The following is a 13,316-nucleotide window of genomic DNA, read 5'->3' on the forward strand; positions in this document are numbered from 1 at the left end:
GAACAGCACTCGCAAGGAGCACATCGAATGTCGCGATTCACAGGTAAGACTGCCATCGTCACCGGTGCGGCACAGGGTATCGGCGCGGTCTACGCCGCAGCCCTGGCAAAGGAAGGCGCCAACGTCGTCGTCGCCGACTTGAATGTCGAGGGCGGCAAGGAAACCGCGAAACAGATCAATGCGGACGGCGGCACCGCGGTCTTCCAGGAGGTCGACGTAGCCGACGTCGACTCTGCCGCCGCGCTCGCGGAATTCACGGTCGCCGAGTTCGGCGGGATCAACCACCTGGTCAACAACGCCGCGATCTATGGCGGCATGAAGCTGGACCTCCTGCTGACCGTGCCCTGGGACTACTACAAGAAGTTCATGAGCGTGAACATGGACGGTGCCCTGAACGTGACGCGGGCCGTCTACAAGCCGATGCGCAAGAGCGGCGGCGGATCGATCGTCAATCAGTCCTCGACTGCAGCATGGGTCTATTCGGGCTTCTACGGCCTTGCGAAGGTCGGGATCAATGGACTCACACAGCAACTCGCACTGGAGCTCGGTGGTTCGAACATCCGGATCAACGCGATCGCGCCGGGCCCCATCGACACCGAGGCCACTCGAACAGTCACACCGGGAACCATCGTCGAGGACATGGTGAAGAAGCTGCCGCTGCACCGAATCGGCACGCCGGAGGACCTTGTCGGCGCCTGCCTGTATCTGCTGTCCGATGATGCCGCCTGGGTAACCGGTCACATTCTCAACGTCGACGGCGGACAGATCTTCCGGTCATGACCGAAAGCACTGTGCGCGAACCAGTCGGGTTCATCGGGTTGGGCAACATGGGTGCGCCGATGGCCACACGGCTCGTCGACTGGCCCGGCGGTCTCGTCGTGTGCGACATGCGGCCGGATGCGACCGAGCCGTTCCGCGAAGCCGGTGCGACCGTTGCACATTCGAGCAAGGATGTCGCGGCCACCGCAAAGGTCATCTCGATAACGGTCCTCGATGACGCCCAGGTGCGAGATGTCATCACCGGACCCGACGGAATCCTGCAGGCGGCCGCACCGGGCACGGTCATTGCCGTACATTCCACGATCAGCGATCAGACAGCGGTCGAACTCGGTGCCGAATGCGCAAAGAGCGGAATCGAATTCGTCGATGCGCCCGTCAGTGGTGGCGCTCCCGGTGCCGCCAAAGGCGCGCTCGCGGTGATGGTGGGCGGTAGCACCGGTGCGTACGAGGCGGTCCGCGAACCGTTCGGCTACTGGGCCGATCTGGTGATCCACGCCGGCGAAGTCGGCGCGGGCACACGAATGAAGCTGGCCCGCAACCTGCTTCATTTCGTCTCCTTCACCGCGGCAGCGGAAGCGCAACGCCTCGCGGAAGCCGCCGGGCTGGACATCACTGCGCTCGGCAAGGTCGTCCGGCATTCCGATCGCATCACCGGCGGACCAGGTTCGATCATGCTGCGCGACAATACCTCCGACATCGCAGCCGACGACTTCTGGCATCCGATCATGACTCACGTCCGCAACCTCGGCGAGAAGGATCTCGCCCTTGCCCTCGGCCTCGGGGACAGACTGGGAGTCGATCTGCCGCTCGCTCGAATCGCACTCGATGGACTGGGCGCCGGCTTGGGGGTCGGGTCAACGAAAACCGAAGGGGAGCACACATGACGGACGAGGTTCGGCAACGCGGCTTGGACATGATGAAGAAGGTCTACGGGTGGGATCTGCCCGCCGACGTACCCGGTGACTTCTTCGCCGTCACCATCGACCATCTGTTCGCCGAAATCTGGGCTCGCCCCGCGTTGACGATACGTGAACGACGCCTCCTGCTGTTGGGCGCGGTCACGGCGCAGGGGAATATGGACATCGCCAAGATCCAACTCGGTGCGGCGCTGCGCAACGACGAGTTCGATGCCGACCAACTCCGCGAAATAGCGTTGTTCCTTACCCATTACGTCGGCTGGCCCACTGGCACCAAGCTCGACCAGACCGTCAATGCAGTCCTTGCCGAAGCCAAGAAGAAGCGAGCAGCCGATGACTGACCTATCGAACGTGACTCCGGTCGACGCGGAGGATATCTCCGAATGGGACATGACCGCGGACGTGGTCGTCGCGGGGTACGGCATCGCGGGCGTGTCCGCGGCCATCGAGGCGGCGAACGGAGGCGCACGTGTTCTCGTACTCGAGCGCACGAGCGGCTGGGGCGGTGCGGCGTCGCTGGCGGGCGGGTTCATCTATCTCGGCGGCGGTACGGCGCTGCAGAAGGCCCTCGGGTTCGACGACTCCGCCGACAACATGGCGCGCTTTCTCGAAGCCGCTGTCGGACCCGGAGCCGACAAAGCCAAGATCAAGGACTACTGCGACGGTTCGGTCGCCCATTACGACTGGCTCGTCTCCTGTGGCGTCCCGTTCCGTGAAGCCTTCTGGGGCGAACCGGGCTGGGAGCCGCCGCACGACGAGGGACTCATGTACTCGGGCGGCGAAAACGCGGCGCCGTTCAACGAGATCGCACAGCCCGCGCCACGCGGGCACGTTCCACAAATGGCGAACAAGCGCACTGGGCAGAAGGGGGGCGGCTACATGTTGATGAAGCCGCTCATCGACACTGCCGAAAAGCTCGGTGTCCGAACCGAATACGACATCCGAATCGAAAGGCTGATCGTCGACCACGAGCACCGCGTCGTCGGAGTGCTTGCGAAGCGGTACGGCAAAGAGATCGCGATCAAAGCCAAGCGCGGAGTCGTTCTCGCCACCGGCAGCTTCGCGTACAACCAGCAGATGATCGAGGCGTATGCGCCGCGCCTCATCGGCCGCCCGGGTGCCGCGATCGAGGAACACGACGGGCGCGCCATCCGCGTCGCGCAGGCCCTCGGCGCCGACCTCGTCCACATGGACGCCACCGAGGTCGCGTTCTTCGGCGATCCGCAGTTGCTGGCCAGAGGAATTCTGGTCAACGGCAGAGGTCAGCGATACGTACCCGAAGACACCTACCCCGGCCGGATCGGCCAGATGACCCTGCTGCAACAGGACAATCAGGCCTTCCTGGTGATCGACGAGGAATCCTACGAAGCGGCGCTGGAGACAGAGACCTCGACCAGCTTCTTCCGGACGACGCCGAAGTGGGTCGCCGAATCGGTGGCGGAGCTGGAGGCGGAAATGGGCCTCCCGGAGTCCGCTCTGCAGTCGACGATCGCCACGTACAACTTGCACGCTGCGCAGGGGAAGGACCCCCTGCTCGGCAAGAAGCCGGAGTGGGTCAAGCCGATCGGTACACCGATCGCCGCGTTCGACCACCGCGGGCACACAGCGGGATTCACGTTGGGCGGCTTGCGGACCGACCTCGACGGCAGAGTCGTCCACGTGTCGGGCGAGCCGATCGCCGGCCTGTTCGCTGCCGGTCGGTGCACCTCCGGTCTGTGCGCGGGCGGTTACGTGAGCGGTGCATCGCTCGGTGACGGCAGCTTCTACGGACGGCGCGCGGGAGCCGCAGCAGCGAAAGACGGAGTTCGCACCGGAGTTGTTCACTAGGTGGTGTTGCAGTAATGTCTGGACACGTGTCTGAACCCGTGATTCTCGAAGCAACTCGGCGACGGCTCACCGAAAAGCAAGCCGATACCGTCGACCGCCTGACCAAGGCAGCGGTCGACGTACTCCGCCGTGAAGGCTTTGCGGGACTGACCGTTCGGATGGTCGCCGCCGAAGCCGGGGTCGGAGCGGCGACTGCTTACACGTACTTTTCGTCGAAAGAACACCTCTTCGCGGAGATATTCTGGCGGCGCTTGTCTGCGACACCACCGCCGTCGAACGACGATCCCGTGCGCAAGAACCGAATCGTCGCGGTGCTGCGTCACATCGCACTGCTCGTTGCCGACGAACCCGAACTTGCAGGCGCTGTGACCAGCGCACTACTCGGACGCGACCCGGATGTCGAGCATCTGCGACTGCGCATCGGCGTGGAAATTCGCAGTCGACTGGTCGCCGCGTTGGGTCCCGACACCGATCCGGACTTGATCGAACTGCTCGAGGCGCTCTACGCAGGCGCGCTGGTGCGGGCCGGGATGGGATATGCGTCGTACTCCGAAATCGCCGATCGACTCGAGAAGTCCGCGCATCTGTTGATCGACTGACTTCGTGCCGGTCCAAGCACGCCCCGTCAATCGAACGAAGCAACGACCGGCGCGATCGACGGCAGTCCCGCAACGAGCACCATCGTCGCCTTCGCCTCAGCGGTGACCAGGGCGCCGTGCCGGATCTCCGCCGACGCGAACACTTTTCGACCGTCGACCGAATCGACTCGCGCCGTCACGTCGAGCGGTACGTGCAACGGGGTGCCCTTGCGATAGTCGACGGTCAGCGACGCCGTGACCGCAGCCGCGATGGTCCACGCCACGTTGCGACCGAGCGCGTGGTCGAGCACCGCCGCCACCAGCCCGCCGTGGACGCGGCCCGGCGGCCCCTCGTGAGCCGTGGGAAACACCACCCGCGCGTGGGTGACGCCGTCGATGTACCTCAAGTCGGTCAGCGGTGGCGCCACGGGGTTGCACGGACCCTCCACGGCATTGTTGATACTGACTCCGCCATCACCACGCGCCACCACGAGCGTGGAGTCCCGGGTGCGGGTGCGCAACAGCGCGGCTGCCTGATCGATCAGCAACGTCGCGGCCCCGAGTTCGGCACTGCTCGCCTGACTGTGCAGGCACGCGTCGATCAGTTCCCGGATTCGATCCGCCAGAAGTCTCGCATCCTCCGGCACCGTTGCAATCTCGCGAAACGCTGGCGCACCGTTTGTCATGACCGAACCCCTAACTCATTGGAAAGAAATCCGTCGATGAAGGATCGCGCGTCCGACGACATCAGATGCCCGATGTGGCCACCTTCGTGCCAGTGGACATCGCACCGCCAGCGCTCCTGCAATTGTTGTGCCGCGCGTACCGATGTCACCCTGTCGTTGGATGCGGCAAGCACGACGCGCCGACGGGGTGTCGCGCGCGGCTGGAGGACCATCGGATCGACGACCGAACTCGCTCGGCGGACGACGTCGGAACGCAGGAGCGCGGCGAGTCTGCGCCCGCTTGCGCCGCCACGTTCGAGGTGGTGGGCAAGCGTGCCGTGGAGGTCGAGCATCGGGACGACAACTCCGACTGCATCGATTGCGGGTTCGAGTTGCGAGGCGAGCGCAGCTATCGGCGCCCCCAGCGAAAGTCCCACCATCGCAATCGATTCGGGCTGTTGATGCGTGACCCACTCGATGACGGACCGCACTTCGTAGACCGCCCGCAGCGTCGTCGCAATGTTCACCAACGGATCGAAGCTAGGAAAAAGCTGGCCTTTGCGGCGCCGCAACCCGTGCAGGGGTAACACCGGGAGCGCCACGTTGAGGCCGAGGTCTTCGTGAATGTGGCGGGCGCGCAGCGAGATCAGGTCGTCCGAGCGCCCCTGCCCTGCACCGTGGATCCAGACGACCCATGGCCGCGGACCGTCGAGGTGGCGCATGGTCCGCACGCTCGCGACCTCCCACCCGGCCAGACCCGCCGCGCGCAAGGAGGGCGGGAGGTCCGGAGCACTCACGTAGTCCAGACGCTCGAACTGGGTGGTGCCAAGCCTGCGTGGCGTCACCTTCACCGTCTGGAGGTTGCCGGGTGCGGGATTACATCCGGCGACACCGAGCGCGACAAGCTCTTCCGTGGCCCTGCCGCACTTCGCCACCGCTGCCTCGACGGCCGCGGGGTCCGGTACCGCGCGGACGAGAGCACTGGCGGCGACGAAGAACTCGTCGAGCGTGGTCTCGCAGACCTGCCGGGGACCGAGCCGGAACGGCGGATTCGCGGCACTGCCGGATCGCTTGCTCGCACGAACCGAACTCGCGACAGAGCGCGGAATTACGTTCGCGAGCAACGACAACCGTTCACGCATACGTGTGCCCCCGAACCGCGCTCATGAGTTCGCCGACGGCCGACCCGAGGCGAGCAACGAAACGGGCTGGGTCGGGCATCGACTCGGGTGTGGCGACGAGGCCGATCGACAGCCTGCCGTCGTAACTGTAGGCAGTCAGATTCACGTCCGCGGGCGCAATCGCCACTGCGAACGAAATCCATTCCACGACAGCCACATCGCCGAGCCAGCGTCGATGGTCGGGTCCCGCGACGTTGGCGGTGGTGATGTTGTTGACGATGCGCGGCATTCGGTCAGCGAGAATCGGCCGCAGGTTCGCCGCAGCGCGGGCAGTGTAGGTCGACAGCCTTTCGGTGCAGTCGAAGCCGAGGCGGCGACGAAACTCGACGGCAGACGAGCAGCTGAGCGCGGTTGCGAGCAGGCGTTGGCGCGGGTCCGCAGTCTGGGTGTGCAGGTACACGCTGCACGCTGCCACGGCGTTGCCCCAGCGCCGCTTCGACTTCGGGTCCGCGGAAACACCGAAGGTTGCGACCACTGGCGCAGTCACCGGTTCACCCCTGGTGAGCAGCTCCTCACGCATCGCCCCGGCGACGACTGCGTGCAACACACCGTTCAGCGTCGTCCCGCCGGCGCGTGCGATGTGCCGAAGATCGGCCAGGTCGATGGCGTAGCTCGCGCAGACCCGCTCGGCGCCACTGGGCGTGTTGAAGCTGGTGCGCGCGGCGTTCAGCCGCGGCGGTAGCGCCGACCGCTGCTCGAACGCGCGAGCACGCCCCCGGCTCCGGACAAGTTCGCGACACAGCGCGGCGGTGCCCCGCAGCATTCGTCCGCTGTCACGAAGAGCTTCCCGTCGCAGTTCGCGAGGATCGGTTGCAATCGGGTCGGCACGCCTGCACCCGTGCGCGACAGAACCCGGCGTTCCGGACGTCGTCGCAAGGAAGGTATTCAGCGCCGCGAGCCCGTCACAGACGGCGTGGTGCACGCGGACCACGATCGCTTGTTGCCCACCGGCCAAACCGTGCACGAGAGTCATCGCCCACAGGGGCCGCGACCGGTCGAGCTGAGCTTCTGCAAGGCGGGCGAACGCTGCGTCGAGGGATGTCCGGCTCGTGTCCGGAATCCTCGATTCATCGAGATGGCAGTCGATATCGAACTCTTCGTCGTCCACCCAGAACGGCCGGCCGCCGAACCCCGGCACCGAAACGACGCGCTGGGTTGCACGCGGCACCAACCCGAGATACTCCGGGACGACGCGCCGCAGATCGTCGAGCGTGAGGGGCCGACCACGGGCCGCCGTATCGAGGACCGCAACCTTGAGCGTGTGCATCGGAGTATCGGGGCGCTCCATGTGCCACAGCAGGGACTCCTGGCCCGAGAATCGTTCCACTGTCATACCGGCCTGACGTCGTACGATGTCCCGCGACCTGCGCGCATCCAGATCGTGTCGGAAGTATTTGTGCCTTCGTCGATCAGGACACGCTTCAAGATCTTGTTCGTCGCGGTCGCGGGAAGCGTGTCGACGATACGAACGAAACGCGGCCAGGCCTTCGGCGAAAGGTCCTGCTGCACCCGGAGAAAGCGTTCGAACTCCGCAGGTGAGAGTCCGCTCTCCTGCCCGAGCACGACGGCAGCCATCAGCTGGTCACCCACGTTCGGATCGGGAATCCCGTACACGGCAACCTGATTGACCGCCGGATGGCGTAACACGATGCGTTCGATCGGCACCGCTGCCAGGTTCTCGCCGTCGACTCGCAACCAGACCCCCGACCGACCGGCAAGATATACGAAGCCGTTCTCGTCGCGGTAACCGAGATCGCCGGACCAGTAGATTCCACCGCTGAGCCGCTGTTCGGTCGCTTCGGGGTCGTTGTAGTAGCCACGGAAGTCCCCCGCACCGTGCAGGTTCACCAACTCACCGACCGCCTCTGCAAGGTTGACGACCCGGCCCGCCGCGTCGAAGCGGGCTGTCGGGCACTCGGTGTTCGTATCGCGATCGAACACGGCCACTTCCGGGGGCGGCTGACCGATCGATCCGGGCGGAGTGCCTGGCACCCGCCGAATCACGATCGCCATTTCGGTCGAACCGAAACCGTCGCGAACTTCGCAGCCGAACCGCTCACGGAACTCGACGACATCCCGTTCGGACGCCTCGTTGCCGAACGCATACCGCAAGGGGTTGTCGGCGTCGTCGGGCATCCGCGGGGTCGCAAGAATGTAGGCAAGGGGTTTGCCCACATAGTTCATATAGGTCGCGCCGTACCGGCGAATGTCTCGCAGGAAGGAACTCGCGCTGAACCGCCGGGCCAGCGCCATCGTCGCGCCGCTGGACAGTGCGACAGCAAAACCGCTCATCACCGCATTGGAGTGGAACAAGGGCATCGAGACGTAGCACACGTCGTCCGACGTAAGCGAAAATCGTTGTGCCAGTGACTCCCCCGCCGCGACAACGGTCGCGTCCGTGACCATGACGGCTTTGGGGCTGCCGCTGGTGCCGGAAGTGAAGATGAGCATGAAGACGTCCGTCGCTTCCGGTGCGACCAACGGCGCAGCCTCGCGCCGGCGCTCCACCTCCGCCTGCCATGAGTCACTGTCCGTGTTGATGACACGAATGCCGTCGAGCTCCAGATTCTTCAGCAGCCCACTGCATTTCGCGTCGGTGAGGACTACTTGGCAGTCTGCCTTGCGAATATCGGCGGACAGCGCCGTGCCGCGTCGGGTCGTATTGATACCGACGGTGACGTAGCCGCCGAGCGCGCCCGCGGCAAGGCCCAGCACCATTTCCGGTGTGTTCTCGAGCAGCAGTCCCACGTGCCGCGGTGCCTGCGGGTCCAGCATGTTCCGTAGTGCGTGTGCGCGAGCCGTGCTCGCCGCGACGTACTCGCGCCACGACCACGTCCGGTCCTCGAACGCCAAGGCGGTCGAGTCCTGCTCGCTGCGCGAAAGTAGCAGCTGCGCAACAGTCAGCGGCATCGGTCCCCCAACTGCCGTTTGACGATCTTGCCCGACGCATTGCGCGGGAGCTCGTCCAAGAACGCAAATTCACGCGGAACCTTGTAGCCTGCGAGCTCGGTTTTGACGTGCACCGCAAGGGCGTCGGCCGTCGCTTCGGCACCGGGCGCCAAGACGACATACGCGGCAAGTCGCTGACCGAACCGGCTGTCGCTCACACCGACCACCGCGGCCTCCTGCACAGCCGGGTGGGCGTGCAGAGCCTCTTCGACCTCGAGCGGATAGATGTTCTCGCCGCCCGACACGATCATCTCGTCGTCCCGGCCGACGACGTACAGGCGACCGGCGTCGTCGAACCGGCCGATATCGCCCGAGATCATGTATTCGCCGTGAAACGCCCGCGACTCCCCCGACGTGTATCCCTCGAACTGAGACTTGCTCGCAACAGCGATCTTTCCGACCTTGCCGCGCGCCACCGGACGGTATTCGTCGTCGAGAATCCGTACGTCGGTACCTGTGAGCGGACGCCCCGCCGTATCGGGAGCAAGGCGCAGGTCGGCGGGAGTGGCGGTAGCGATCAGGCCCGCCTCGGTCGCGTTGTAGTTGTTGTAGACGATATCGCCGTAGCGATTCATGAAGGCCGTTACTGCGTCCGAGCGCATTCGCGATCCGCTCGCAGTGACGAAGCGAAGCGTCCGCAGGGTGTACCTGTCGAGAGTTTCGGTCGGCAGACTCATGATCCGCTCGAGCATCACCGGTACCAGCGCCAGTCCGCGGGCTCGATAGTCATCGACCATGGCCAGCGTCGCTTCGGGGTCGAATCTGCGCCGCAGCACGACAGTGCAGCCCAGTGTGGCCGAGATCGCCAGCTGGCCGAATCCCCACGCATGAAACAAAGGAGCTGCCACTACGGTCGGTTCTTCGGCTCGCCACGGAATGCGCTCGAACATGGCGGCCAGCGCACCCGCACCACCGCTACCGGATCGCCGGGCACCCTTGGGGCTACCGGTCGTACCCGACGTGAGGAGGGTGACCCGGCCGGTTCTACGAGGTTTGTGCGGTCGCGCGCCGATGTTCAGGTCGATCAAGCGGTCGACGGTGCGCGGGGTGCGGGCGTTGTCGGTCCAACCTGTCACGAGAACCAGGTCGTCGATTCGCGCCCGTGCATGCTCGACGAGGTCCGCGAACTCGTCGTCGAAAATCAATATCTCTGCGCGCTCGCGGGAAAGGACGTCGGTGAGCTGGGCAGCTCCGAATCCCGTATTCAGAAGCAGTGCGTCCGCGCCGAGCCGAGTCGACGCCCCCAGTGCCTCGACAAGGCCGCGGTGGTTGCGACACAGGATGCCGACGGTGCGCGGGACACCGATACCCAGGCGCGACAGACCGACTGCCAACGCGTCACTACGTTGCGCCAGGGCAAGCCAAGTGAGGCTGCCGCGTTCGTCGATCAAGGCCGTGCCGCCGGGATTGCGCGCGGCCGACAGGCTGATCCCGGCCAACGGAGTGACGCCGTCCCGGCGGATCGCCGCGATCATGCGTACGTATTTGTCGGGCCGCAGGGGTGCGAGCATCCCGCTGCGAGCGAGGACGCGAACCGTCCAGACGAGCCGGCCGAGCCGACTGAACATCTCTTTCACAGGGCTTCCTCGGAAGGTCGGGAGGATGGGCATCGGGTCAGCCGAGCACGGGAAACCGTCGTTCCCGCGCCATCTGGTCGAGGCTCTGCTGCATTCGCGACCGCACAACACGGTCGACCTCTGCAATGTCGGGGTCCGCACCGAACTCCGCCCGAATGTCGATGGGCGCCAATACCTTTGTTCGAATCTTCGCCGGGAGAGGCAGGTTCGGTGGGATTCCCAGCGAAAAGCCGAAAGGAAAGCCGAACGATAGCGGCGCCAGCTTCGAGCGCATCCGTTCGTTCAAGTTCAAGAACTTTGCGAGCGCCTCGCCTCGGCTCAGGAACAATTGGGCTTCCTGACCGCCGCTGCTGACGACCGGCACAATCGGCACCCCGGACTCGATCGCGGTGCGAACGTAACCGGTCCGGCCGGCGAAATCGATGCGGTTCGCATCCGCCGTCGGGCGGAATGCGTCGTAGTCACCACCGGGGAAGACGATCGTCGCCGCTCCCGACCGCAAAATGTGCTCGGCATTGTCTCGATTGGCGGGCACGAATCCGGCACGCGACATCAGTTGTTTCGCGATGCCGGTGAAGAGGAGATCGTGCGACAAGACGTAGAGGGGGCGGGCGGTCCCGAACTGATCGAAGAACGCGAGCGCGATCACCGGTACGTCCATGGCGAACAGTCCGCCCGAGTGGTTGGACACCAGAAGCGCGCCACCGTCCGGCACATTCGCCATCCCCGAAACCTCGGACCTGAACCAGCCTTTGACCGCCACACGCAATATCGGCAGCAAGCGGGCGACATAGGCCTCGCTGCGAACGTCGAGGTCGGCAATCTGCACGGACATCGCGAACCTCCTGTTCTGGATTGTGGCCCATACTAGAACACGTTCTACTTTGTGGTCGACCTCGATTGTAGGTGGACACTAGTCCAGACACAAGTTCGGCTCGTGCGGACCGAACTCTCCGCTCACCCCGCAGTGGGGTGCTTCCGCTCGCCCCAGGGTGGGGACTTCTCCCCATGGGGTGCCTATATCCCCAGCGCCGATTCGGCGAGCATTTACCTCACTGGCCGCACGAGCGGCGAAAAAGGAGAGCTGACAGTGTCTACCGATTTCGTTTCCCATATCCGCGCTCAGGTCGCAGCGCACGGTGACAACCGCTCCTACACCTACAACCGGCAGGTCGGCCGCGAGCTCGTCGAAGAGACCTACACCTACCGCGACCTGGACCGTGGCGCCCGAGCGATGGCAGCGTGGCTCACGACCCAGCCGGGAGCGGGGCACCCCGTGATGCTCCTGCACGTCGATGGAATCGATTTCCTCCAAGCATTCTTCGGCTGCCTGTACGCCGGCGTCGTAGCGATTCCCGCTCCGGTCCCCCATGACGCACGCAGTATGCAGCGCGTGGGCACCATGTTCGCCGACGCCGACGTCCGCCTGGTGCTCACCACTGCCGAGGTGGCAGGTCCACTCAGCGCCTGGGCGACCGCGTCCGGCCTCGAGGTCGACATCATCGCCACCGACACGATCGAATTGGGCTACCCGGACACCTGGACCATGCCGGCTATCGACCAGACCTCACTTGCCTTTCTGCAATACACCTCGGGTTCGACCAGCGAGCCCAAGGGCGTCATGGTGACGCACGGAAATCTGCTCCACAACTGCGAGACGATGCGCGCCGTCAGTGGCGCCGACGAATCTCTCATCGGCGTCGGCTGGTTGCCGCACTTCCATGACATGGGCCTCATCGGGATGCTCCTGGTCCCGCTCTACACGGGCGGCAACTTGCACTTCATGTCGCCGATGGCCTTTCTCAAACGTCCGGTTCGCTGGTTGCAGCTCATCTCCCGCCACCGCGCGAACATGACCATTGCGCCGAACTTCGCCTACGACCTCGTCGCGCGGCGCATCCCTGACGAACAACTCGACGGCCTGGACCTCTCGTCGCTGCACGTCGCGCTCACCGGCGCCGAGCCGATCCGCCCGCGCACACTCGAGGCGACGATCGACAAACTCGGACCGCACGGCTTCCGCGCCGACGCCTTCTTCACCGCGTACGGAATGGCCGAAATGACCCTGCTCGCGACGGCGAGCACGCCCGGCACAGCGCCCGTTTACCTCGAGGTCGACCCAGCTGCACTGGAGCGCAACGAGCTCGTGCCGTCGAATGGCGGACTACGACTCGTGAGCAGCGGCAAAGCAGCCGGCTGCGAAATAGCGATGGTCGACCCGAACACCGGACGGGCGGTGCAGGACGGCCGGGTCGGCGAAATCTGGATTCGCGGTGGCAGCGTCACCGCCGGTTATTGGAACCGCCCCGAAGAAACTGTGGAGAAGTTCCAAGCGACGCTCGATGGCGAAGGCACCTTTCTTCGCACCGGCGACCTCGGCGTTCGCCACGACGGCGAAATCTACATAACCGGCCGATTGAAGGATTTGCTCATCGTCAACGGCCGCAACCTTTATCCGCAAGACATCGAAGAATCCGTGCGCGAACTGCATCCGGCGCTCAACGGTGCCGCCGGTGTCGTGCTCACGGTCGACACCGGTCAGCACGAACGATTGCTCGTGATCCACGAGGTGAAAACGGCGCTCGTCGATATGGCCTACCCCGACCTCGCCCGGCAGATCAAGCATGCGGTAGCGCGCGCCTTCGACGTGCAGGCACCGAGCGTCGTCCTCGTCGACAAGCACGGCGTGCACCGCACCACCAGTGGCAAAGTCCAGCGCCGGTCCATGCACGCGTCGTTCCTCGCGGACCGCGTCGACGCCGTATTGCACGAAGAAATCGATCCCGTGGTCGCTCGAATGCGCGGCACCGTCCGCGGCGACAACCTCACGACCGCCGCCTGA

At 65.0% G+C, this 13,316-nt stretch carries 12 protein-coding genes; 6 read left to right on the top strand and 6 right to left on the bottom strand.

Translation table 11 applies throughout. The features are described 5' to 3' along the window. Window positions 1–27 precede the first annotated feature (27 nt). From JGU72_RS13925 to JGU72_RS13945, 5 genes are read left to right on the top strand one after another with little or no spacing between them, the layout of a single operon-like run. Window positions 28–780: an SDR family oxidoreductase gene (locus JGU72_RS13925; RefSeq protein ID WP_199684466.1), complete on the top strand. Its 753-nt coding sequence runs from the start codon at window positions 28–30 to the stop codon at window positions 778–780. Then, a complete protein-coding gene (locus tag JGU72_RS13930) occupies window positions 777–1,664 on the top strand; it encodes an NAD(P)-dependent oxidoreductase (protein ID WP_199684467.1) in 888 nt (295 codons plus the stop codon). Before JGU72_RS13925 ends, JGU72_RS13930 begins: the two co-directional genes overlap by 4 nt. Then, the gene (locus JGU72_RS13935; RefSeq protein ID WP_199684468.1) at window positions 1,661–2,038 is read left to right on the top strand and encodes a carboxymuconolactone decarboxylase family protein; all 378 of its coding nucleotides are present in this window, start codon (window positions 1,661–1,663) and stop codon (window positions 2,036–2,038) included. Before JGU72_RS13930 ends, JGU72_RS13935 begins: the two co-directional genes overlap by 4 nt. Further along, a complete protein-coding gene (locus JGU72_RS13940; RefSeq protein WP_199684469.1) occupies window positions 2,031–3,524 on the top strand; it encodes an FAD-dependent oxidoreductase in 1,494 nt (497 codons plus the stop codon). The genes JGU72_RS13935 and JGU72_RS13940 overlap by 8 nt, the downstream gene beginning before the upstream one ends. 38 nt (window positions 3,525–3,562) lie before the next feature. Beyond that, on the top strand, window positions 3,563–4,123 hold the full coding sequence (locus tag JGU72_RS13945; protein ID WP_199684630.1) for a TetR/AcrR family transcriptional regulator: 561 nt from the start codon (window positions 3,563–3,565) through the stop codon (window positions 4,121–4,123). Between the two features lie 26 nt (window positions 4,124–4,149). Here JGU72_RS13945 and JGU72_RS13950 read toward each other — a convergent pair whose 3' ends face one another. From JGU72_RS13950 to JGU72_RS13975, 6 genes are read right to left on the bottom strand one after another with little or no spacing between them, the layout of a single operon-like run. Continuing rightward, window positions 4,150–4,788, bottom strand: coding sequence for a PaaI family thioesterase (locus JGU72_RS13950; RefSeq protein WP_199684470.1), 639 nt, complete (start codon window positions 4,786–4,788; stop codon window positions 4,150–4,152). Continuing rightward, the gene (locus tag JGU72_RS13955; protein WP_199684471.1) at window positions 4,785–5,909 is read right to left on the bottom strand and encodes an alpha/beta hydrolase; all 1,125 of its coding nucleotides are present in this window, start codon (window positions 5,907–5,909) and stop codon (window positions 4,785–4,787) included. The genes JGU72_RS13950 and JGU72_RS13955 overlap by 4 nt, the downstream gene beginning before the upstream one ends. Next, window positions 5,902–7,281, bottom strand: coding sequence for a wax ester/triacylglycerol synthase domain-containing protein (locus JGU72_RS13960; protein ID WP_199684472.1), 1,380 nt, complete (start codon window positions 7,279–7,281; stop codon window positions 5,902–5,904). Before JGU72_RS13960 ends, JGU72_RS13955 begins: the two co-directional genes overlap by 8 nt. After that, complete coding sequence (locus tag JGU72_RS13965; protein ID WP_199684473.1) at window positions 7,278–8,858, bottom strand: AMP-binding protein; 1,581 nt, start codon at window positions 8,856–8,858, stop codon at window positions 7,278–7,280. The genes JGU72_RS13960 and JGU72_RS13965 overlap by 4 nt, the downstream gene beginning before the upstream one ends. Then, a complete protein-coding gene (locus tag JGU72_RS13970; RefSeq protein WP_199684631.1) occupies window positions 8,849–10,465 on the bottom strand; it encodes an AMP-binding protein in 1,617 nt (538 codons plus the stop codon). Before JGU72_RS13970 ends, JGU72_RS13965 begins: the two co-directional genes overlap by 10 nt. Before the next feature lie 46 nt (window positions 10,466–10,511). Continuing rightward, complete coding sequence (locus tag JGU72_RS13975) at window positions 10,512–11,309, bottom strand: lysophospholipid acyltransferase family protein (RefSeq protein WP_199684474.1); 798 nt, start codon at window positions 11,307–11,309, stop codon at window positions 10,512–10,514. A 255-nt stretch (window positions 11,310–11,564) separates the two neighbouring features. Between JGU72_RS13975 and JGU72_RS13980 the strand changes: the two genes are divergently transcribed. Beyond that, window positions 11,565–13,316 (top strand): fatty acyl-AMP ligase, encoded by a 1,752-nt coding sequence (locus JGU72_RS13980; RefSeq protein ID WP_199684475.1) that lies wholly within the window; start codon window positions 11,565–11,567, stop codon window positions 13,314–13,316.

Source organism: Antrihabitans auranticaus (genome assembly GCF_016481275.1).
Classification (GTDB): domain Bacteria; phylum Actinomycetota; class Actinomycetes; order Mycobacteriales; family Mycobacteriaceae; genus Antrihabitans.